Origin of the sequence: Mesorhizobium sp. M0239 (assembly GCF_040321815.1) — a bacterium.
Lineage (GTDB): Bacteria > Pseudomonadota > Alphaproteobacteria > Rhizobiales > Rhizobiaceae > Mesorhizobium.
Map to the genome: position 1 here is coordinate 22021 of NZ_JAMYSG010000044.1, position 22060 is coordinate 44080.

23 protein-coding genes are annotated in these 22060 nt (G+C 64.1%); all 23 read left to right on the forward strand.

Features of this window, described 5'->3' with window-relative positions; genetic code table 11:
- Positions 1-2 precede the first annotated feature (2 nt).
- The 23 genes from flgA to NKI99_RS30970 all read left to right on the forward strand — a co-directional run bounded on the left by flgA (position 3) and on the right by NKI99_RS30970 (position 21980).
- Complete coding sequence (gene flgA, locus NKI99_RS30860; RefSeq protein ID WP_352613306.1) at positions 3-530, forward strand: flagellar basal body P-ring formation chaperone FlgA; 528 nt, start codon at positions 3-5, stop codon at positions 528-530.
- Positions 527-1768, forward strand: coding sequence for a flagellar basal body P-ring protein FlgI (locus tag NKI99_RS30865; protein ID WP_352613308.1), 1242 nt, complete (start codon positions 527-529; stop codon positions 1766-1768). The genes flgA and NKI99_RS30865 overlap by 4 nt, the downstream gene beginning before the upstream one ends.
- A gap of 3 nt (positions 1769-1771) precedes the next feature.
- Complete coding sequence (locus NKI99_RS30870) at positions 1772-2359, forward strand: MotE family protein (protein WP_502895909.1); 588 nt, start codon at positions 1772-1774, stop codon at positions 2357-2359.
- Positions 2356-3063 carry a flagellar basal body L-ring protein FlgH gene (gene flgH, locus NKI99_RS30875; RefSeq protein ID WP_127290408.1) on the forward strand — a complete coding sequence of 236 codons (708 nt, stop codon included), beginning with the start codon at positions 2356-2358 and terminating at the stop codon, positions 3061-3063. The genes NKI99_RS30870 and flgH overlap by 4 nt, the downstream gene beginning before the upstream one ends.
- Positions 3064-3082: 19 nt before the next feature.
- Complete coding sequence (locus NKI99_RS30880; RefSeq protein ID WP_352441899.1) at positions 3083-3577, forward strand: flagellar basal body-associated FliL family protein; 495 nt, start codon at positions 3083-3085, stop codon at positions 3575-3577.
- Positions 3574-4305, forward strand: a complete 732-nt coding sequence (gene fliP / locus NKI99_RS30885) for a flagellar type III secretion system pore protein FliP (protein ID WP_128304917.1) — start codon at positions 3574-3576, stop codon at positions 4303-4305. Before NKI99_RS30880 ends, fliP begins: the two co-directional genes overlap by 4 nt.
- A gap of 197 nt (positions 4306-4502) precedes the next feature.
- The gene (locus NKI99_RS30890; protein WP_128304916.1) at positions 4503-5489 is read left to right on the forward strand and encodes a flagellin N-terminal helical domain-containing protein; all 987 of its coding nucleotides are present in this window, start codon (positions 4503-4505) and stop codon (positions 5487-5489) included.
- 267 nt (positions 5490-5756) lie between these two features.
- Positions 5757-6821 carry a flagellin N-terminal helical domain-containing protein gene (locus NKI99_RS30895; protein WP_127290416.1) on the forward strand — a complete coding sequence of 355 codons (1065 nt, stop codon included), beginning with the start codon at positions 5757-5759 and terminating at the stop codon, positions 6819-6821.
- Between the two features lie 132 nt (positions 6822-6953).
- On the forward strand, positions 6954-8600 hold the full coding sequence (gene fliF / locus NKI99_RS30900; protein ID WP_023810010.1) for a flagellar basal-body MS-ring/collar protein FliF: 1647 nt from the start codon (positions 6954-6956) through the stop codon (positions 8598-8600).
- A gap of 3 nt (positions 8601-8603) precedes the next feature.
- Positions 8604-9230 (forward strand): hypothetical protein, encoded by a 627-nt coding sequence (locus NKI99_RS30905; protein ID WP_023810011.1) that lies wholly within the window; start codon positions 8604-8606, stop codon positions 9228-9230.
- Complete coding sequence (locus NKI99_RS30910) at positions 9227-10561, forward strand: MotB family protein (protein WP_023810012.1); 1335 nt, start codon at positions 9227-9229, stop codon at positions 10559-10561. The genes NKI99_RS30905 and NKI99_RS30910 overlap by 4 nt, the downstream gene beginning before the upstream one ends.
- Positions 10558-11937 carry a MotC family chemotaxis protein gene (locus tag NKI99_RS30915; RefSeq protein WP_128303088.1) on the forward strand — a complete coding sequence of 460 codons (1380 nt, stop codon included), beginning with the start codon at positions 10558-10560 and terminating at the stop codon, positions 11935-11937. Before NKI99_RS30910 ends, NKI99_RS30915 begins: the two co-directional genes overlap by 4 nt.
- Positions 11938-12209: 272 nt before the next feature.
- Positions 12210-13316, forward strand: a complete 1107-nt coding sequence (gene fliK, locus NKI99_RS30920; RefSeq protein ID WP_245486093.1) for a flagellar hook-length control protein FliK — start codon at positions 12210-12212, stop codon at positions 13314-13316.
- Complete coding sequence (locus NKI99_RS30925) at positions 13246-13833, forward strand: transglycosylase SLT domain-containing protein (RefSeq protein WP_352613312.1); 588 nt, start codon at positions 13246-13248, stop codon at positions 13831-13833. The genes fliK and NKI99_RS30925 overlap by 71 nt, the downstream gene beginning before the upstream one ends.
- Positions 13834-14055: 222 nt before the next feature.
- The gene (locus NKI99_RS30930; protein ID WP_013529780.1) at positions 14056-14724 is read left to right on the forward strand and encodes a response regulator transcription factor; all 669 of its coding nucleotides are present in this window, start codon (positions 14056-14058) and stop codon (positions 14722-14724) included.
- 79 nt (positions 14725-14803) lie between these two features.
- Positions 14804-16060: a flagellar hook protein FlgE gene (locus NKI99_RS30935; RefSeq protein WP_352613314.1), complete on the forward strand. Its 1257-nt coding sequence runs from the start codon at positions 14804-14806 to the stop codon at positions 16058-16060.
- 27 nt (positions 16061-16087) lie between these two features.
- Positions 16088-17542 (forward strand): flagellar hook-associated protein FlgK, encoded by a 1455-nt coding sequence (gene flgK / locus NKI99_RS30940; protein WP_128303090.1) that lies wholly within the window; start codon positions 16088-16090, stop codon positions 17540-17542.
- Between the two features lie 4 nt (positions 17543-17546).
- A complete protein-coding gene (locus NKI99_RS30945) occupies positions 17547-18590 on the forward strand; it encodes a flagellar hook-associated family protein (protein ID WP_023810017.1) in 1044 nt (347 codons plus the stop codon).
- Between the two features lie 31 nt (positions 18591-18621).
- Positions 18622-18969, forward strand: coding sequence for a flagellar biosynthesis regulator FlaF (gene flaF, locus NKI99_RS30950; protein ID WP_023810018.1), 348 nt, complete (start codon positions 18622-18624; stop codon positions 18967-18969).
- On the forward strand, positions 18966-19409 hold the full coding sequence (gene flbT, locus NKI99_RS30955; protein WP_023810019.1) for a flagellar biosynthesis repressor FlbT: 444 nt from the start codon (positions 18966-18968) through the stop codon (positions 19407-19409). The genes flaF and flbT overlap by 4 nt, the downstream gene beginning before the upstream one ends.
- Entirely contained in the window at positions 19409-19816 is a 408-nt protein-coding gene (gene flgD / locus NKI99_RS30960; RefSeq protein ID WP_013529774.1) for a flagellar hook assembly protein FlgD, read from the forward strand. The genes flbT and flgD overlap by 1 nt, the downstream gene beginning before the upstream one ends.
- Positions 19817-19840: 24 nt before the next feature.
- Positions 19841-20107 carry a flagellar biosynthesis protein FliQ gene (gene fliQ, locus NKI99_RS30965; protein WP_013529773.1) on the forward strand — a complete coding sequence of 89 codons (267 nt, stop codon included), beginning with the start codon at positions 19841-19843 and terminating at the stop codon, positions 20105-20107.
- A 229-nt stretch (positions 20108-20336) separates the two neighbouring features.
- Positions 20337-21980, forward strand: a complete 1644-nt coding sequence (locus NKI99_RS30970) for an MFS transporter (RefSeq protein ID WP_128303092.1) — start codon at positions 20337-20339, stop codon at positions 21978-21980.
- Positions 21981-22060: the final 80 nt, after the last annotated feature.

Here is a 22060-nt window from a genome sequence, read left to right on the forward strand (position 1 = left end):
GCATGATGTCGACGCCCGGCCTCCTGTCCGCATTCCGCCGCACCGCGCTCGTCCTTGCGCTGGTGACCGGCGGCCTGCCGGCTTTTGCCCAGGAGTCGGCCAACCAATCGGCCACCCAGATCGCCAGCAATCAAGCTGTCGGCGAGGTGGTGCTTATTCCGAGCCGGGTTATCTATCCCGGCGAGACCATCAACCTGGCTGCCCTGAAACAGGTCACCCTTATCGTCGGCAAGCACAAGCCGGAGGCGGTCGCCACACGGGTCGAGGAACTGGATGGCAAGGTTGCCAAGCGCACGCTGCTGCCCGGCCGCTACATTCCCTCCACCGCGATCCGCGAGGCCTGGCTGGTCGAACAGGGTGCTTCCGTGCAGATCTTCTTCATCGCCGGCGGGCTGACGATCTCGGCCACCGCCGTGACGCTGCAGCCGGGAGCCGCGGGCGACCTCGTCAAGGTTCGCAACATCGACAGCGGCAAAGTCCTGTCCGGCACCGTGATGGCGGATGGAACCATCCAGGTCAGCGCTTCATGATGCGCGGGCTTACCCTGATACTGGCAGCCGTGCTTGGCCTGCAGCCGGCGCTGGCCGACGGCTTGCCGCCGAAGGCCAAGCGTGAGCTCGCCGCCAAGAATGGCGGCGTCTACAACGATCCCGAATATGATCCGGCCACCACCAGCCGCATGTTCCGGGTTTCGACCGGGCCGAGTTCGCTGCCGCCGGGCCAGGTCGCCTCGCGCATCAAGGACATCGCCCAGCTGCAGAGTTCGCGCGACAATCAGCTCGTCGGCTACGGCCTGGTCATCGGCCTTGCCGGATCGGGCGACAGCCTGCGCAACTCGCCATTTACCGAACAGTCTATCCGCGCGATGCTCGAAAACCTCGGCATCGCCACCGAAGGCGGCAGTGCACGTGCCAAGAATGTCGCCGCCGTCATCGTCACCGGCAACATGCCGCCCTACGTGCAGTCGGGCGCCCGCATCGACATCGACGTCTCCTCGATGGGCGACGCGACCTCGCTTTCCGGCGGCACGCTGATCATGACGCCGCTGAAGGCGGCGGACGGCGAGATCTATGCCGTCGGCCAGGGCTCGGTCATCGTGTCCGGCTTTACCGCCCAGGGACAGGCCGAGCAACTGACGCAAGGCGTGCCGACCTCCGGCCGCGTGCCGAACGGCGCCATCGTCGAGCGTGCTGTCCAGGCCGAGTTCGACGATCAGGCGATCCTGACGCTGCAACTGCGCAATCCCGATTTCTCGACCGCTATCCGCATCGCGGACGCCATCAACGATTACACCGGCCAACGCTTCGGCATGCGGGTGGCGGCAGAGCGCGATTCGCGCACCGTTCAGATCAGAAGGCCGAAGGGTGTCTCGGCGGCGCGCTTCTATGCCGAAATCGAGAATTTGGTGGTCGAATCCGACACGCCGGCTCGTGTCGTCATCGACGAGCGCACCGGCACCATCGTCATCGGCAATGACGTCAAGATCTCGCGGGTCGCCATCAGCCACGGCACGCTCACCGTGCGCATCACCGAAGCGCCGCGCGTCGTCCAGCCCGAGCCCTTCTCCAAGGGCGAGACCGCCATCGAACCGTTCACCGCCATCGACGCCAGCCGGCCCGACGCCCGCGTTGCCGTGCTTGACGGACCCGATCTCCAGACCCTCGTTTCCGGCCTCAACCGCCTCGGCGTCAAGCCGGACGGCATCATCGCCATTTTGCAGGGCATCAAGTCGGCCGGGGCCCTGCAGGCCGACCTGGTTCTGCAATAGGCGATGCCGATGATCCGCTCCCTCTCACGCCACGAAAGACACCGCCCCGCTGCAATCCTGCTCGCGGCCGCCGTTCTCGCGACTCTGCCCTTTGCCGGCGATACCGCACGTGGCGAGGAGAAGGTCCGCCAGGTCTTGCCGGGAGCACCGGTGGCAGCGGCGGCGCCGCAATTGACGCGGGAAAAGGCGCCGGACCAAAGCGAGATCGAGCGCTTCTGCTCAAACATCGCCGACGCCGCCCGCGACCGCCGCTATGTCCTACAAGCGGAGGAACTGAAGCAGCTCCAGGCCGGCATTGACGAGCGCATGAAAGCTCTCGATGCAAAGAAAGCTGAATACGAGACCTGGCTGAAGCGGCGCGAGATTTTCCTGGCCCGGGCCGAGGACGGCGTCGTCCAGATCTACGCCGGCATGAAACCCGACGCCGCTGCCGAGCGGCTGGCCATCGTCAACGCCGATCTGGCTGCGGCCATATTGATGAAGCTCGACACACGCAAGGCGAGCGTCATCCTCAACGAAATGGACCAGAAGGCGGCGGCGACGCTCACCGGCATTATGGCCAGCGCAGCCCGAAGGGTAGACCCGTCATGATCCGGAAAATGCTTGTCCTGTGCGCGGTCACCGTGCTGTCGGGTTGCGGAACCAACCTCAAGGAGGTCGGCAGGGAGCCGGCTCTGTCCCCGGTCGGCTCCGGCATCGATGGCGGCAGTACTGGCTCCCTCTATCGCTATCCGCAAACGCCGCCCGCGCCGGTCAAGAAATTCTCGTTGTGGGACGACCGCCAGAGCCGGCTGTTCACCGACCCGCGGGCGCTGTCCCAGGGCGACATCCTGACGGTCAAGATCAAGATCAACGATCGAGCCAACTTCAAGAACCAGAACGACAGGAGCCGCACCGCCAATCGCAAGCTCGGTTACGACCTCAGCGCGCAGTGGGACAAGTGGAGCACCGCCGGCAAGGGCGCTGGGGCTCTCAGCTCCACCACGGACACGACCGCCGACGGCGAGATCAAGCGCTCGGAGACGCTTGAGCTCAATGTCGCGGCGATCGTCACCGATGTGCTGCCCAACGGCAATCTGATGATCACCGGATCGCAGGAAGTGCGCGTCAACGCCGAGCTCAGGGTGCTGACGCTCGCCGGCATCGTGCGGCCGGCCGATATCGGCGCCGAAAACACCATCCCCTACGAACGCATCGCCGAGGCCCGCATCTCCTACGGCGGACGCGGTCGCATCACCGAGGTTCAGCAGCCTGCCTACGGCCAGCAGATTCTCGACCAGGTTCTTCCGTTCTAGGGTTGGGGAACAGAGCACAGTGGCAAATGTCGAACAGGTCCAGCCGCGCAAGGGTCCCTCCCTTGCCATTCAGGCCGGCATGCTGCTGGTTGTGACGGCGGCCGCCATCGGCATGGGCTGGATGTCCGGCGGCTATCTGAAGGGTGTCGACGCACCGTCGTCGGTACCGGCGGCGCCCGAGAATGAAGGCAAGACGGAGCAGCCGGCTTCTGCCGAGCAGCCAGCCGTGGGGCCTACACTGGTCGTGCTGGCGCCGATCACCACCAACATCGCCTCGCCTGCCGGCACCTGGATCAGGATGGAGGTGTCCATCGTCTATGACGCGCCGCAGCCACAGGCAATGTCGGATGACATCCACCAGGACCTTCTGGCCCTGGTGCGCACGTTGAAGATGCATCAGATCGAGGGCGCCAGCGGCTACCAGCACCTGAAGGCCGACCTCGAAGACCGCGCCGCGATCCGCAGCCAGGGTCACGCCAAACAGGTACTCATCAGGACATTGCTGCTCGAATGAGAAAACTCCTTCTCGCCACGGCCATGATCGCCGCCGCCACCTCCATCGCGGCGGCCCAGCAACTCGATCTCGGCGGCATCGGCAAGGCTGACGGCACCACCGTCGGCTACATCATCCAGATGTTCGGCCTGCTGACCGTGCTGTCGGTGGCGCCAGGCCTGCTGATCATGGTGACGAGCTTCACCCGTTTCGTCATCGCCTTCTCGATCCTGCGCGCCGGCATCGGCCTGCAGTCGACACCGGCAAACCTCATCCTGATTTCGCTGTCGCTGTTCATGACCTTCTATGTCATGGCGCCGACCTTCGATCAGGCTTGGAACACCGGCGTCAAGCCGCTGATGGACAACCAGATCACACAGACCGAAGCCTTCGACAAGATTTCGGACCCGTTCCGCACCTTCATGCTGCACAATGTGCGTGACAAGGATTTCGACCTCTTCGCCGACCTCGCCCGCGAGCGCGGCCAGACCGTTTCGCGTGACACCGTCGACCTGCGCATCCTGGTGCCAGCCTTCATGATCTCGGAGATCCGGCGCGGATTCGAGATCGGCTTCCTGATCGTGCTGCCATTCCTGGTCATCGACCTGATCGTCGCCACCATCACCATGGCGATGGGCATGATGATGCTGCCGCCGACAGTGGTGTCGCTGCCGTTCAAGATCCTGTTCTTCGTCCTGATCGACGGCTGGAACCTGCTTGTCGGCAGCCTGGTGCGCTCCTTCAACTGACCCTGCCGCGCCGGCTCGAAATCCCAGCAATATATTTTCGATTAACCGTCCGGTTTAGCCCTTTGGTAGGGACTTGCCCGCATATTCGCTCGCAGATGGCGGGTGATCGATTTGAGAGATCATGGGCATGATGCCGCACCGTCATACCGGTAGAGCCGGTATGTAAAAAATACCTGTAAAATCAAGGTACGAGTACCATGTCCAGCATCATGACGAACAGCGCCGCATTGACGGCTCTGCAGAGCCTCAACGCCACCAACAAATCCCTCACCGACACCCAGGCCCGCATTTCGACCGGCTACAAGGTCTCGCAGGCTTCGGACAACGCCGCCTACTGGTCGATCGCCACCACGATGCGCTCCGACAACCAGGCAATGTCCACCGTTTCGGACGCTCTCGGCCTCGGCGCCTCCAAGGTCGACACAGCCTATACCGGCATGAGTAGCGCGATCGATACCATCAACCAGATCAAGACCAAGCTGGTCGCGTCCTACGGCCAGACGGACGCCTCCAAGGAAAAGACCCAGGTCGAAATCGCCGCCCTTCAGAACCAGTTGAAGGCCTACGCCGATGGCGCCACCTTCTCCGGCACCAACATGCTTTCGGTGTCCACTGCGACAGGCACCGCGGCCGACGTGAAGATTGTTTCGGCCTTCAACCGCGACGCGACCGGCGCGGCTTCGATCTCGACGATCGATGTCAATGTGGAAAGCATCAAGCTGTACGATGCCGGCGCGGCACCAACCGCCAAGGGTATTCTCGACACGGCTCGCCTCGGCACCACGGGCGCTGCTGTTGCCACGGCCTCGAACCCCACCCTGGGTGCTGCAGCAGCGGCAACCGACACCTATTCGGTTGCCTCGCTCACTATCTTTTCGGGTGGCACGGCTGCCAGCGATAGCCAGATCGCGCAGCAGATGAACGTCGTCGACGCCGCGCTCAAGGCCATGACCAACGCCGCCACCACGCTCGGCGCCGCCAAGAGCAGTATCGACCTGCAGAAGACCTTCACCTCGAACCTGATGGACTCCATCGATCGCGGTGTCGGCCAGCTCGTCGATGCGGACATGAACAAGGAATCGACCCGTCTGCAGGCCCTGCAGGTCCAGCAGCAGCTCGGCATCCAGGCGCTGTCGATCGCCAACGGTTCGTCGCAGTCGATCCTGTCGCTCTTCCGCGGCTAATCGCCTTCGCTCAACCGCAGTTCGCACTAAAAATCGGGCCGCGCCAAAAGCGCGGCCCGATTTGCGTTTTGCTCCAGCCCCACGCAACCCTCGATGCTTAACTCTCAAAAGCCAGCTTTTAACAGGCTGTTAACCATGCCGCGCTAGTTATGGTTAACCAATAGCTTACGACAGTTGGCGAATCGGTCCGACCGGCACGATGCCACCCGTTGAACAGGCCCATCCGGCATGTCTGAGCATGTCGGCTTTTGAGAAGGAGCGACTTTCTTGGCGAGCATCATGACCAACGCTTCGGCGTTAACCGCACTTCAAAGCCTCAGCGCCACCAACAAGTCGCTTGAACAGACGCAGGCCCGCATATCGACCGGTTACCGGGTCTCGCAGGCCTCGGACAACGCCGCCTACTGGTCGATCGCCACCACGATGCGCTCCGACAACGCGGCCCTGTCGACCGTGCAGGATGCACTCGGCCTCGGCGCCTCGAAGGTCGACGCCGCTTACACCGGCATGAACAATGTGCTGACAACGATCGGGCAGATCAAGACCAAGGTGCTGTCCATGGTCGGTCAGACGGATGCCGCCAAGGCAAAAACCCAGACCGAGATCAAGGCGCTTCAGACGCAGATGAAGTCGTTTGCCGATGCGGCGACCTTCTCCGGCTCGAATTTCCTGGCGGTGACCTCCAAGCAGACTGCCGCCCCCAATGATGGCGTTCAGCCCGACTCGCAGATCGTGTCCTCATTCAATCGCTCCTCATCCGGCGCAGTGTCGATCGGAACGATCAACATCGATGTTGAGGGCACCAAGCTTTTCGACTACGGCCTCGCCGCCGAGGTGAAGAATTCCGGAACCCTCGATCGCAAAACCTCCATCTATTCCACGGGCGCCGCCCAGACCCTGTACGACAACGCCTATGCGGGCGTGATCGCGGGCGGAGGAACGGATATCGCCGCGAACACAGCCGGCCAGACGGCGGCGGGAGCGGTCGCCAAGGTCGACAATATTTCCGCCTACAACCTCGACATCACGGCCCCAGGGGTAACCGACGACATCATCACGCAGATGGTAACCAGGATGGACAAGGTCATGGCCCAGCTGACCGACTCCGCCACCATCCTCGGCTCGGCCAAGAGCAGCATCGACCTGCAGAAGACCTTCACCCAGAGCTTGATGGACTCCATCGACCGCGGCGTCGGCCAGCTCGTCGATGCCGACATGAACAAGGAATCGACCCGTCTCCAGGCCCTGCAGGTGCAGCAGCAGCTCGGCATCCAGGCGTTGTCGATCGCCAACGCCGCCTCGCAGTCGATCCTGTCTCTGTTCAAGAGCTGATCACGGGCGCCACCGGCGCCCACCTTCCCATCAGATAATCGGGCCGCGCCGCAAGCGCGGCCCGATTTCATTTTCGCACAAGCTTCGAAGACTAGAGTTCCAGCGGACAATCATGCTGGGAGTCGTTGAACCGTGCCGGAACAGATCCAGAGCATCATCTCGAATCTCCGCGGGTTTGGCGTGAAGCGCCTCGCCATGCTGGCGGGCATCGCCGTTCTGGTGATGGGCGTCATCGGCATCGCCTCGGTCTATCTCAACCGCCCCGCCTACGACACGCTCTATGTGGGACTAGACCGTGCCGACGTGAACCAGATCGGCCTGGTGCTGGGCGAAGCCGGTATCGGCTTCGATGTCGGCGCCGATGGAACCTCGGTTCTGGTGCCGGCCGGCACCACCGCTCAGGCCCGCATGCTGCTCGCCGAAAAGGGCCTGCCGACCAGCGCCAATGCCGGCTACGAACTGTTCGACAATGTCGGCTCGCTCGGCCTCACCTCCTTCATGCAGCAGATCACCCGCGTGCGCGCGCTGGAAGGCGAGATCGCCCGCACCATCCAGTCGATATCGGGCATCAAGGCTGCGCGGGTCCACATCGTCATGTCCGAACGCGCCAATTTTCGCCGCGACGAGCAGCAGCCCTCCGCTTCCGTGGTCATCCGCTACGCCGGCATCGACGCCGAGAAGAGCGCCATGTCGATCCGCCATCTCGTCGCCGCCGCCGTTCCCGGCCTGTCGGCAGACAAGGTGACTGTTCTCGATTCCAGCGGCAATCTGCTGGCTGCGGGCGACGACCCTTCCAACACCAGCGCCGCCCGCACGCTCGGCGTCGAGCAGACCGTCGAGGCGCAGATCGGAGACAACATCCGCCGTGCGCTGACGGCCTATCTCGGCCCCGACAATTTCCGCGCCAGCGTCAAGGCCGAGGTCAACACCGACACCCGCCAGACGGAAGAGACCATCTTCGATCCGAATTCCCGCGTCGAACGCTCGGTGCAGTCGGTGCGGGCCAACGAGAACAACAACCAGAAGCAGGCTTCCACTCCGGCCAGCGTCGAGCAGAACCTGCCCGAGACCCAGGCAACCGCCACCGATGGCCCGCAATCCTCCTCGCAAAACGACCGCAGGGAAGAGATCACCAACTACGAGATCAATTCCAAGAAGATCGCCACGGTCTCCAACGGTTACACCGTCACCAAGATGTCGATCGCCGTGGTCGTCAATCAGCAGCGGCTGACGGCCATCCTCGGCAAGGACGCCACGCCGGAGCAGATCGCCAAGCGCGTCGCCGAGATCCAGAAGATGGTCACGTCCGCCACCGGCCTGGACGAAAAGCGCGGCGACATCATCGACGTCTCGGCGGTCGAGTTCATCGATGGCCTGGATGGCGAGGCGATCCCGCAGGCGGGAATGCTCGATTCTATCGGCCAGCATGCCGGCACGATGATCAATGCCGGTGCCTTCATCGTCGTGGTGTTCCTGGTCGCCTTCTTCGGCCTGAGGCCGATGGCCGCGGCGCTGACGGCAAAGGCTACTCCGGCCCTGGCAGGTCCCAGCTTCGACGACGTCCAGCGCTCGCTGCCGACGCCGGAGGCAATGGCGGCCACCGACAGTGCCGCGATCGGGACCTTGCCAGGCACACGCCCAGGCCCCACGCCGCTCGACGATCTTCGCCAGAAGATCCGGCCGGCGCCGCAGGACAGGCTTGCCAGGATGGTCGATCTCAACGAGGAGCGCACCGCGCAGATCCTGCGCAAATGGGCTGCCCAGGAAGTGGCGGTGTAAACCATGCCCTCCGTAGCCCTCTTCGACCTTCTGCCCGATTTCGGGACGCGCGCGCAACGCGCCGGCCAGCCCCGGGCAGCAGTCGATCCCGACCACAAGCCCGAGACGCCGGCGCCACAAGCCGATATCGGCACGCTGATCGCCGAGGCGGTTGCCCAGGCGGAGGCAGCGCTGGAGGTCCGCCTGTCGGCTGCGCATGACGCCGCGCTCGAAGCCGAACGCCAGGCCAGTGCCGAGGAAGCAAGGATATTTCTCGAAAGCCTCGGCGACGATGTCGGCAAGGCTGTCTCGTTGCGCATCGATGCGATGGAGGCGCGCGTGACCGGACTTGTCGCCGCCACGGTCGCCCGCATCATCGGCGGCATCGTCAGCGACGATCTGCAGAAACGTTCGATCGATGCGTTGGCCGGCGCCGTTCGCGAAGCGGTTGGCGATGCCGAAGCGGTGCGCATCGTCGTGCGCGGCCCGCTCTCGATGTTCGAAACACTGAAGGCGTCGCTCGGACCCCGCGCCGCCAATCTCGATTTTGTCGAGGCGCCAGGCTTCGACCTGACCGTCGCCATCGACGAGGCGGTGTTCGAGACGCGCATGGCCGAATGGTCGACGACCCTCTCGGAGGTCCTGGCATGAGCGTCGCCGACGCCGATCACGGCCGCCACGAGATCATCATCGTGCGGCGCAGTCATGACGACCATGACGAAGCCCACCATGGCGGCGTCTGGAAGATCGCCTTCGCCGACTTCATGACGGCCATGATGTGCTTCTTCCTGGTCATGTGGCTGATCAACGCCGCCAACGAGCAGACCAAGGCAGCCGTCGCCAGCTACTTCAACCCGGTCAAGCTGGTCGACCGCAATTCGAGCCGCAAGGGCCTGGAGGATCTCGGCGACGGCCCGCGCGCCATGGGGCTGACGGCCGACGATCCGCAAGAGGCGACCAGCAAAGCCGGACAGAACGGCAATGCCGGCGCGGGCGCGTCGGACCGCAAGCAGGACAAGCAGGAGCCGCAGCAGGCGGAACGCACCGACGATCATCTCTTCGCCGACCCCTACGCGGTGCTTTCGGAAATCGCCGCGGATACCGGCGTCATGCAGAATGTCAGCCAGAAAGGCGACGGCGGCGTGCAGGCTGCCGGACCGGCTACCGGCGCCTCCGGTGGCGCCTCCTACCGCGATCCCTTCGAGCCGGATTTCTGGTCGCAGCAGGTCGCGGCGCCCGGCGCCGAGGCCAGCGCCGAGCGCACCAAGATCGAGGGCGATCCGGCCAAGCCCGGCGACAAGACCGCCGAAACGCAAGTGCTCAAAGTCAAAGCCGTGCCGCCTGTCGCGGCACCGCTCGAGCCGCTGGCTAAGGACGCGACCGGCAAGCAGGCCGCGAACCCTGCCACGGCAATGGCCGGCGAGACCAAACCGGACGGCACCACGGTCGCGGGCGGAGCGAAAGCCGCGACGCAAAACGCCACCAAGCCTGACGTCGGCGAGAAGGCGCCAACCGCGGCTGCCGTCAAGGCAGCGGCCGACGTCAAGCGGCAACTGGCCGATGCCTTCAAGCCCGGCGACAAGCTGCACGACGGCGTCTCGGTCGAAGCCACCGACAAGGGGGTCGTCATCTCGATCACCGACCAGCTCGACTTCGGCATGTTCGAGGTCGGCTCGGCATTGCCGAGACGCGAACTGGTGCTGGCGATGGAGAAGATCGGCCGCATCGTCAACAGCCAGAAGGGCACCATCAGCATCAACGGCCACACCGACGCCCGGCCGTTCCGCGGCGACAGCTACGACAATTGGCGCCTGTCGACGGCGCGCGCGCATTCCGCCTACTACATGCTCGTGCGCGGCGGCGTCGACGAACGCCGCATCACCGAGGTCGCCGGCTTCGCCGACCGCCAGCCGAAAATAGCAGCCGATCCATTGGCGGCCGCGAACCGCCGCATCGAGATCCTGATGGCGACCGGCGGATGAAGCGAGCGGCCGTCACCCGCCGGTTGATTGGCCTGTTGCTGCTGGCCGGCGGACACCCGTCGACCGGTTTCGCCCAGGATACGCTGCAGCCGTATCAGTTGGTGCGCTCGCTGCAACTCATCCAGGACCGCATAGCCGCCGGCGATCATGCCGCCCTGCCGATGCAAGCCAAGCTGCTGGAGATGGCAGATGCGCGCCTGCGGGCGGCGAATGCCGAGGACTACAAGGATCCCAAGAACTTTCGAGCTCTGCTTGTCTATGGCATGAGCGGCGGCAACCCGGTGACCGTCGAAGCGGCCACGTCGCGCGCTACGACGGACCCGCAAAGCCTTGCCATCGCCAAAGGCGTGATTGATTACCTCAACGGCCGGCCCGGCGAGGCTATCGAAGCCTTGAGGCCGATCGATCCCATGGCGCTGCCCCCGGATCTCGGCGCCTTCCTCGCCCTGGTCAAAGGCTCACTGCTTGCCGGCGATCAACCGGCGACCGCACTCCGTCTGCTCGACGAGGCAAGATTGCTCAGCCCCGGCACGCTGGTCGAGGAAGCGGCACTTCGCCGTTCGGTTGGCCTTGCAGTCGCGCAAGGCGACGCGGCACGCTTCGCCCTTGCTTCCACCCAATATGTCGAGCGCTATCTCTATTCGCCCTATGCCAGCCAGTTCGCCGACTCCTTCGTCTCCGGCGTCATCGCGCTGCACATGTCGATCAGCCAGGACAAGCTGGGCGACATCACCTCGATGATGGATCCCGAGCGCGAGAAGGTGATCTATCTGCGCATCGCCCGCCGGGCCGCGATAGACGGCCTGAACGACTTGTCGGCCTTCGCTTCGGCGCGGGCGGAACAGGGCCGCGACGGCAACACCAATCAGGACGATCCACGCGCCCTGCTCTATGCCAGCCTTTCCACCGTCACCTCGGGTACAATCGAGGACGTTCGCGCCAAGCTCGGCAAGATCGACCGCAGCCGGCTGTCGGAGGGCGACCGCGCTTTGCTCGACGCCGCGCAGGCCATTGCCGGCGAGGTCGTCGCGCCGCCCACCGCCCTTCCGGCGGAAAAGCCTGCCCCAGTTCCTGCCGCCGCGGCGCAGCCGGTGCCCGAGATCGCCACGGCGCAAGGCGCCGATGACAGTGGCCTGCCGCCGGTCGAAGGCGCCATCTCGGAGCAACCCGCCGTCACCGCGGCCTCCGGCGGACCAGCCGCCAATGCGCCGGACATGGCAGCAGCGGCATCCGCCGACCCTGCGACTGTCATGCCAGCGTCGGCACCGTCACCCGCAGCCGGTCCAGAGCCCGCCGATCCGACCGACGCCGCCATGACCAGAACACGTCGACAGCTCGACCTGATCGACCAGATGCTTGGAGCCGCCCCAAAATGACCACCAGCCTCGGCTCGGCCTTGCCAGGATTTGCCTCCACGCGCGCGACGTCGGAGCAGCCGGCCGCGAACGGCAGGAACGATGACGCCGGCTTCGGCGAGATGCTGCGCGACGATGCCGGTGCTGCCCGCCCGGAACGGCAGCCTTCGACAGAGGCGGGATCGCGCGACCAGCGCTGGAGCAAGCTCGCTGCCGGCCTTGCCGGGCATGACGCCAGGGCCGAACCAGCATCGGCCGAGCCCGGAAGGACCATCTCGGCCAAAGTGGCAAACGTGAAAACCGGCAAGGACGATTTGGAAGAAAACGCGAAGGCCGACGCTGAAGATACGGCGCCGGATGCCGGGCCGCTTCAGGACGACCTGCCGCTGCTGATCGCGTTTCATGACCTGCGGCATTTCGCGACAACGGCCAAGGCAGCCGGGGGCAATACGGCCACCGGCGAGAATCCGTCGGACCCGGCGCTCGATGGGCAGGCTTCACTGCCAAAGACCTACCGGCCAAAAGCCGCGGGCGGACGCGAAGCACTCGAAACCATGTCGAAGCCGGAGCAGGCGTCGATCGTCGACGGACCTTTGACGGCGTTTGACGGTCAGTCGCCGAGCGCTGCCTCCAGCGCGCCAAAACGCGACGCCGCAGCGGCGGCCCAGAAGCTGTCGGACGCACCGGCCGCCGATGTGCCCGGCGTGCGGTCGAAGCACACCGCGAATGCGATGAAGAGCATCGAGGATGTCCAGTCCTCGATGCGTCCAGAAGCGGGAAAACAGTCCCTGTCCACTGCGCGCATCGACGTGGTGTCGGAACGGAGTTTCCCCGCACCGCCGCAAAGTCCCATCAGCCAGGCAGCCCTCAATGTGATCAACGCCATAGCCGCCGACGCCGGGCCGCAAAAGGCGCTTTCAGCCTCACCCACGACCACCCATCTGGCCAGCTCTGTTGCCGTTCCGACACATGTGTTGAAGATCGAACTCCACCCCGCCGAACTCGGCATGGTGACGGCCAATCTTCGCCTCTCCGGGGAACAACTTTCGATTGAGCTGAAGCCTGAAACGCATGACGCTTATCGTCGGCTGTCGGCCGACAGCGAGGCCATCGTCAAGTCACTGCGGGGGCTCGGCTTTGAGGTTGACAAGGTCACGATACTGCAACCTTCGGTAGCAGCTCCCGCTACAACCCGGACGGATGCAACCGCTCCTATGGCGGCGGCGACAGGCCGCGATCCAGCATCCTTTCAACCGGGGAATTCGGGCAGCGGCAATGGTGGAGCCGGCGGCCAGCAACCGGGCCAGCAATCCTCAGGGAAACGCAACGATGACGCGCAGGACTACGGCCGCGGCACTTCGCCTGCTCGCGAGCGCGCTGGCGGCGATATCTTTATCTAGCGCGGCAAACGCCGCCGCAGCTACGGCCAACCCCTGCGAGCCGGAGATCCTGCGCGCCGCCGATCGTTATGGCGTGCCCGCCGGCATCCTCTATGCCGTTGGCCTGACGGAGACCGGAAACAAGGGCAGCCTTCAACCCAATGCCTTGAATATAGAAGGAAAAGCAGTCTTTCCGAGGAGCCGGACCGAGGCCCTTGCCGCCTTCGCCAATGCCCGGCGCGAGGGCAAGACCCTGATCGATCTGGGCTGCATGCAGATCAATCACCACTATCACGCATCGCATTTTCGCAGCGTCGAGGACATGCTCGACCCACGCCAGAACGTCGACTATGCGGCGCGCTTCCTGGCCAGCCTTCATGCCCGTCACGAGACCTGGTCGATGGCCGTTGCCCGCTATCATGCCGGTCCCGACAACGACCCGGCGCAGAAGATCTATGTCTGCCGCGTCATTGCCAACATGGTCGCCACCGGCTTTGGAAAATGGACCGCGAACGCCCGCGGCTTCTGCAACCCGTAAGCGCATTTCCCGTTACTAATAGACCAACCGTACAACCCGAATTGTTGGTTTGACTTGATCATACCTTGCCGCCGAAAGCACATCTGGCCGCCCGCTAATGCAACCGGTACGATTCCAGACTCCCAAGAAACTAGCTACAAGAAATGACGGTTGTTCAGGATTCCCGCCAGCGGATACGCCTCTCTTCACGGGGCAAATGATTTGATTCGGAAGGCGGGGCCGATGATTGTGATCGTTGACGAGCGCGAGCTCGTAACAGAGGGATACAATTCACTTTTCGATCGTGAGGGCATCGCCTGTGCAGGCTTTGCGTCCGGCGAATTCGGTGAGTGGGTGAACTCGGCCGCGGACACCGATCTGCGCTCGGTCCGGGCCTTCCTCATCGGCGACTGCCGCGAAGGTTCCATCTCTCCCCGCCAGATCCGCGACCGCACCGGCGCTCCGGTCATTGCGCTCAGCGAACAGCATTCGCTGGAGAACACGCTGCGGTTGTTCGAGAGCGGCGTCGACGACGTCATTCGCAAGCCCGTCCATATCCGCGAGATTCTGGCCCGCATCACCGCCATCCGCCGCCGCGCCCAGGAAGACGTCGCCTACACCGAGATCGGCGCCATGCGCATCTTCATGGACGGCCGCGACCCCGAGATCGACGGTCAGCCCCTCCCCCTGCCGCGCCGCGAGCGCCGCATCCTCGAATATCTGGCGAGCAATCGGGGGCGCCGTGTCACCAAGACCCAGGTTTTCAATGCCATCTACGGCATCTTCGACGAAGAGGTCGAGGAGAACGTGGTGGAAAGCCACATCAGCAAACTGCGCAAGAAGCTGCGCGAGAAGCTGGGCACCGACCCGATCGATTCCAAGCGTTTCCTCGGCTACCGGCTCGTCTTCTGATGCAGCGCCGCGCCAGCCTCGCGCAAGAAAACATGCGTAGCCTCGTAGCCAGCAGCATGGACACAGCGGAGACGTTTCGATGAGCCTCTACGGAATGATGCGGACCGGCGTCTCCGGCATGAACGCCCAGGCAAACCGCCTGTCGACGGTCGCCGACAACATCGCCAATTCCGACACCACCGGCTACAAGCGGTCCTCCGCCGAATTCTCGACGCTGGTCATGCCGTCGACCGGCGGTGCCTATAATTCCGGCGGCGTCACCACGACGATCCGCCAGGCGGTCAGCGATCCGGGTGTGCTTCAGTACACGACCTCGGTTTCCGACCTTGCCGTCAGCGGCGATGGCTTCTTTGTCGTTCAGGATCCGAGCGGCACCCCCTACCTGACCCGGGCCGGCGCTTTCGTTCCCGACGGTCAAGGCAGACTGGTCAACTCGGCCGGCTTCCAGCTGATGGCGTACAGCTACGACAACGGCGTACCGGCAGCGACGGTCAATGGCTTCGAGGGGTTGGTCCCGGTTGTCATCTCCGACCAGGGAATGACCGCAACGCCGAGCACCGAGGGCAGCTATGCCGGCAACCTGCCGGCCGGCGCGACCCCGGTCGCCGCCGGCAATCTGCCCACCACCAATGCTGTCGGCGCGCAGTACACCTCGAAATCCTCGATGGTTGCCTACGACAATCTCGGCAACAAGAAGCTGCTCGACGTCTATTTCACCAACACCGGCGCCGGCACCTGGCAGGTCTCGGTCTTCGATCAGTCTCAGGCCACGGCCGGGACAGCATTCCCCTATACCGGCGGCGCGCTGGGCTCGGCCAACCTGACGTTCGACGCCACCACTGGCAAGCTCACCGGCGCCGTCGACAGCGTCTCCCTCACCGTGCCCAACGGCGCCGCCTTTTCGCTCGATCTGTCTGCGCTGACCCAGCTTGGCGCCGGCTTCACGGTTTCCGACGCCCAGGTCAACGGCAACGCGCCGAGCACCATCGACAAGGTTCAGATCAGCAAGGACGGCACCATCTACGCGCAGTACAAGGACGGCTCCACCAAGCCGCTCTACAAGATCCCGCTGGCTGACGTACAGAGCCCGGATCAGCTCACCGCGCTGCCTGGCAACGTCTATTCGCAGGGCACCGAGTCCGGCGCGGTTCGTGTCGGCTTTGCCAATGAAGGCAAGCTCGGCTCCATCATCTCCGGCGCGCTCGAGAATTCCAACGTCGACATCGCCGAAGAGCTGACCAACATGATCGCGGCGCAGCGCAGCTACACCGCCAATTCGAAAGTCTTCCAGACCGGTTCCGATCTGATGGACGTCCTTGTCAACCTGAAGAGATAAGACGGGCGTCGCCCGCGAAAGACCCGCATGTCACTGTCTACCGCATTGAGTATCGCCCAGTCGGCGCTTATGAACACCGCGCGACAGACCAGCGTTGTCTCGCGCAACGTGGCCGACGCCTCCAACCCGGACTATTCACGGCGTCAGGCCGTCGTCACCAGCACGGCGCCGGGCGCGCGTTCGGTCGATATCCAGCGCGCAGCCAACGAGCTTTTGTTTCGCCAGAATCTCGGCGCGCTGTCGGCCTGGAGCGGGCAGAACGCGCTCTACAGCGGCATGGATCAGCTGGGCGTTGCGGTCAATGGCGTCGACAATGCGTCCTCGCCCTCGACCGCGATCGCCAACCTGCAGCAGGCGCTGCAGCTCTACGCCACCTCGCCGTCGAACCAGAACCTCGGCGCCTCGGTCATCGACGCCGCCAAGCAGGTCGTGCGCTCGCTCAATGAGGGCTCCAAGGCAGTCCAGGATTTCCGCACCCAGACCGACGGCCAGATCGCCACCGCCGTCGATGACCTGAACTCGCTGCTCAGCCAGTTCCAGGACGCCAACACGGCGGTCATGTCCGGAACCCGTTCCGGCACCGACGTTTCCGATGCGCTCGACCAGCGCGACGCGCTTTTGAAGAAGATTTCGAACTATGTCCCGGTGTCGACCTTCACGCGAGGCGACAATGACATGGTCATCACCACCGGTGACGGCACGACTTTGTTCGAGACGATACCGCGCACGGTCACCTTCGCGGCGTCGGCAGGCTATACCGCGGGTGCCGCCGGCAATGCCGTTTACATCGACAACGTGCCGATCTCGGCGGGAGCCGGCGGCAACACCAGCGCCAGCGGCACGCTTGCCGGCCTGCTGCAATTGCGCGACGGCGTCGCCTCGACCATGCAGAGCCAGCTCGATGAGACCGCGCGTGGCCTGATCACCGCTTTTGCCGAGACCGCACCCTCGATGGCCAATGCCGCCGGCCTGTTCACCTGGTCGGGAGCGCCGGCCGTGCCGGCCGCCGGCACGCTGGTCACCGGCCTTGCCGCGTCCATCAGCGTCAATGCAGCGATGGACCCGAGCACCGGCGGCAACCCGACGCTGCTGCGCGACGGCGGTGCCAACGGTGCGGCCTATGTCGCCAACACGGGCGGCGGCGCGTCCTATTCCACCCTTCTGGTTGCCTATGGCGACCGGCTCGACCAGCCGATGACTTTCGACCCCGCCGCCGGCGTTTCGGCAACCTCCAGCGTATCCGACTACGCCGCCAGTTCGATCGGTTGGTTCGAGAGCGTGCGCCAGCAGGCTTCGACCGCCTCCGACGCCAAGGAAGCACTGGCATCGCGCAGCGCCGAGGCGCTGTCCAACGCGACCGGGGTCAATGTCGACCAGGAAATGTCGCTGCTGCTCGACCTCGAACACACCTACCAGGCATCAGCCCGGATGATGAAAACCGTCGACGACATGTTGACGGCCTTGCTCAACGCGGTGGGATAATTCCATGACTTCAGTCTCCTCGGCCGCAATCTCCAATGCCATGCGCTCCCAGCAGATGCGCATGCAGGCCGAACTCGTCAAAGCCACCAAAGAATCCTCGACGGGCCGGGTCGCTGACGTCGGCCTGGCTCTCGGTGGGCGCACCACCCAGGCCGTCACCTTCCAGCGCGATCTTGACCGGCTCAACGTCATCATCGATTCCAACGGCCTGGTCGGCGCCCGGCTTTCCTCGACGCAGACCTCGCTTGGTCAGCTCTCCACCGCCGCGCAGACCTTCCTGTCCGCCCTGACCACCGCTTCCTCGAGCGACTCGTCCAACAGCCTCACCCGGGACTCCGGCAAGGCGACCATCCAGCAGCTGACCTCGATCCTCAACACCAGCGTTAATGGTGAATATCTGTTTGCCGGCACCAACACAGACGTCAAGCCGATCAACGATTTCACCGCTGCCGGCTCTCCTGCCAAGGCTGCATTCGATACCGCTTTCCTCACCAATTTCGGTTTCACCCAGGACGACCCGGCAGCGGCCAACATCACGGCTGCCCAGATGGACGATTTCATCACCAATGATGTCGTGCCGCAGTTCACGGGCGCGGGTTGGCAAGGCAACTGGTCGAACGCCACCGACCAGCAGATCGTCAGCCGCATCGCACTCAACGAAACCACACCGACTTCGACCAGCGCCAACAGCGATGGCATTCAGAAACTCGCCATGGCGGCAGCCATGGTCAGCAGCCTGATGTCCAGCAACATCAGCCAGGCGGCGAAGAATACGGTTGTCAGCCGCTCGACCACATTGGTTGGCGAAGCGCTGAGCGGCATTGGCCAGCTTCAATCCGAGACCGGCATCGTCCAGAAGCGGGTTTCCGATGCCAACGATCGGATGAAAACGCAGGTCGACCTTTTCGAACGGCACATTCTCGATCTGGAAGCCGTCGATCCGGCGGCAGCCGCGACACGGGTCGCGGACCTGACACAGCACATCGAAACGTCTTTCGCGTTGACCGCACGCCTGCAGCAGCTCAGCCTGTTGAATTACCTGACCTGACAACGCTTAACGGAACGGTAGAGCCCCAACGATGTACCAATTCTCCTACGCCGACATCCAGAGCAACTCCGTTGCCGACGCGAAGGACCGCGAGCGGGAGCTTCTGACCCGCTCGATCGACATGCTGGCGGCGGCAGCAGCGGCCGGCCACGATTCGATGGAGGCGATCGAGGCGCTTCACTTCACCAACCGCGTCTGGACCGCCTTCGTCGAGGATCTTGGCTCCAGCGACAACGCCCTGCCCAAGGAACTGCGCGCCAACCTCATTTCCATCGGCCTGTGGCTGCTGCGCGAGGCGGAGGACATCCGTCAGGGCCGCACCAACAATTTCGAAGGGTTGATCGAGGTGTCCCAGATCATCAGGGACGGCATTCAATGACCAACACGCTGAAGATATCGCTGAAGCCGAACGAAAAGATCTACATCAACGGCGCCGTCATCCGGGTCGACCGCAAGGTCACCGTCGAATTGATGAACGACGTCCAGTTCCTGCTCGAAAGCCACGTGATTCAGGCCGACGATGCCTCGACGCCGCTCAAGCAGCTTTATTTCATCCTGCAGGTCATGCTGATGAACCCGGCCGGCGCCGCCGCCGCACGCGACATGTTCCGCCGTTCGCTGCCGCTGCTTCTGGCAAGCTTCGAGGACACCCAGATCTGCAGCGCGCTGAAACAGATCGACCGCATGGTCGGCGAGGATCATATCTACGAGGCGCTGAAGGCGATCCGCGCGCTTTATCCGCTCGAACGCCGCGCGCTGGGTGGTAATGACGATGTTTCGGGTGCCGAGCGCCCGTTGGCTGTGGGAGCACGATACTGATGAACGTGGACATGACGACGACGATTCCGACCGGCGCCAATCAGGCCACGGCGTCGACCTCGAAGACAGCGGTCGACTACCAGTCGTTCCTGAAGCTTCTGATCGCCGAGATGAAGAACCAGGATCCAACCAAGCCGATGGATTCGACGCAATATGTCGCCCAGCTCGCCACCTTCTCTCAGGTCGAGCAATCGGTGCAGACCAACACCAAGCTCAATCAGATCATGCAGTCCTCGGCGCTGTCGCAGGCCGACGCACTGATCGGGCGCTCGATAACCTCCGCCGACGGCCTGACGACGGGCACCGTGGCTTCGGTGCGCCTCGCCAGCAACGGTCTCATCGCCGTGCTGCAGAACGGCACCGAAGTCGCGGTCGGTCCGGGAGTTTCGGTCAAGGCAGCAAGCTGACGCTTTCGGCAGAGAGCCAGTCCCATGAATGAGGCCGACGCTCTCGACATCGTCCAGTATGCGGTGTGGACGGTGCTCGTCGCGTCGGCTCCGGTGGTGCTGGTCGCCATGGTGGTCGGCATCGGCATCGCCCTCATCCAGGCGCTGACGCAGGTGCAGGAGATCACCTTGACCTTTGTGCCGAAAATCGTCGCCATCATGCTGGTGGTGGCGCTGACCGGCCCCTTCATCGGCAGCCAGATATCGGCCTTCACCAACGTCATCTTCGAGCGCATCCAGAACGGATTCTGAACCTGTTCCAGGATGGTGTGCCGCGGCATGCCGTTCGCAATTGTCTGAAGACAGAGCCGCCGATCCCCGCGGCACCTCCGGACCCACGGCGGACAAGGCCTGGACCGCCTCTATCCCATTGTTGGACCATGAGCTTTTTTGCCCTTTGCGGCGCCATGCCCTACTTTCGGCAAACGGTCTGCGCAAACGGATTGTCTGACGAGCAGGCACGACATGGCAGGAACCCCAAATGATTGACGAAAAGCCGGACAGCGAGAGCGTCTCGGCGCTGGCGCCCTTCCGTCACGGCATTTTCCGCGCCGTATGGGGCGCAAGTCTCGTCTCGAATTTCGGTGGCCTGATCCAGGGTGTCGGCGCCGCCTGGATGATGACCACGATCGCCACCTCGCCCTATCAGGTGGCCCTGGTCCAGGCTTCGACCACCTTGCCGATCATGCTGTTTGCACTCGTAGCCGGCGCCATCGCCGACAGTTTCGACCGGCGCAAGGTGATGCTGGTCGCCCAGACCTTCATGCTGGTGGTGTCGGTGCTCCTGACCGTGTTCACTTATTCCGGCCTGATCACGCCATGGACGCTGCTTGCCTTCACCTTCCTGATCGACAGCGGCACCGCGCTCAACAGCCCGTCATGGCAAGCCTCCGTCGGCGATATCGTACCCCGCAACAAGGTGCCGGCGGCCGTCGCCCTCAATTCGATGGGCTTTAACCTGACGCGCAGCGTCGGTCCGGCGATCGGCGGCATCATTGTCGCCGCGGCCGGTGCGGCGGCCGCCTTCGCGGCGAACGCGGTGAGCTATATCGGCCTGATCGTCGTGCTGGCGCGCTGGAAGCCGGACGTGCCCATGTCGACCTTGCCGCGCGAGTCGCTGGGGGCCGCCATGGGCGCCGGCCTGCGCTATGTCGCCATGTCGCCCAACATCGGCAAGGTGCTGGTCAGGGGAGCTGCGTTCGGCTTCAGTGCAGGCGCTGTGCTTGCGTTGCTGCCTCTGGTGGCGCGCGATGTCGTCAAGGGCGATGCGCTGACCTATGGCATCATGCTCGGCGCCTTCGGCATCGGCGCGGTCGGCGGCGCCTTGATCAGCGTCAGGCTGCGGCAGTTGCTGTCTAGCGAGACGATGGTGCGCTGTGCTTTTGCCGGCTTCGCTGTCTGCGCCTTCAATGCCGCCGTCAGCCAGCATGCCTGGCAGACGTCGCTCGGCCTGCTTGTCGGCGGCGCCTGCTGGGTGATCGCGCTTTCGCATTTCAACGTCACGGTGCAGATGGCGACGCCGCGCTGGGTGGTCGGCCGGGTGCTGTCGGTCTACCAGACCGCGACTTTCGGCGGCATCGCGCTCGGCAGCTGGATCTGGGGTGTCGTCGCCGATGCGCACGGCGCCGAAACCGCGCTGATCGCAGCCAGCGTCGCCATGCTGGCCGGCGGCGCCATCGGCCTTTTGCTCCCGCTGCCGCAACAGCAGGTGCTCAACCTCGACCCGCTCAATCGCTTCAAGGAACCGCACCTTGCGCTTGACCTGAAGCCGCGCAGTGGTCCCATCGCCATCATGATCGAGTATGTGATCCGGCACGAGGACGAACCGGAGTTCCTCGCCATCATGGCCGAACGCGGCCGCATCCGCCGTCGTGACGGCGCCCGCAACTGGACGCTGGCACGCGATCTCGAGAATCCCACCGTATGGATCGAGCATTATCACACGCCGACCTGGATCGAATATATCAGGCACAATGGACGCATCACCCATGCCGACGCCGTCATCGGCGAACGCGTGCGGGCCCTGCACAGCGGCGACGAACCGCCGCGCGTGCGGCGTATGATCGAGCGTCCGACCACCGCCGGCACGGCGCTTGTGATGGCCAAGGGACCGATCGAGCACTAGAGCGATTCCTATTTTGAGAGAATCGTAGGATTCCCAAAGCCGGATGTTTGTGATTCAAGATGCTGGCTGGATTGGAGGCC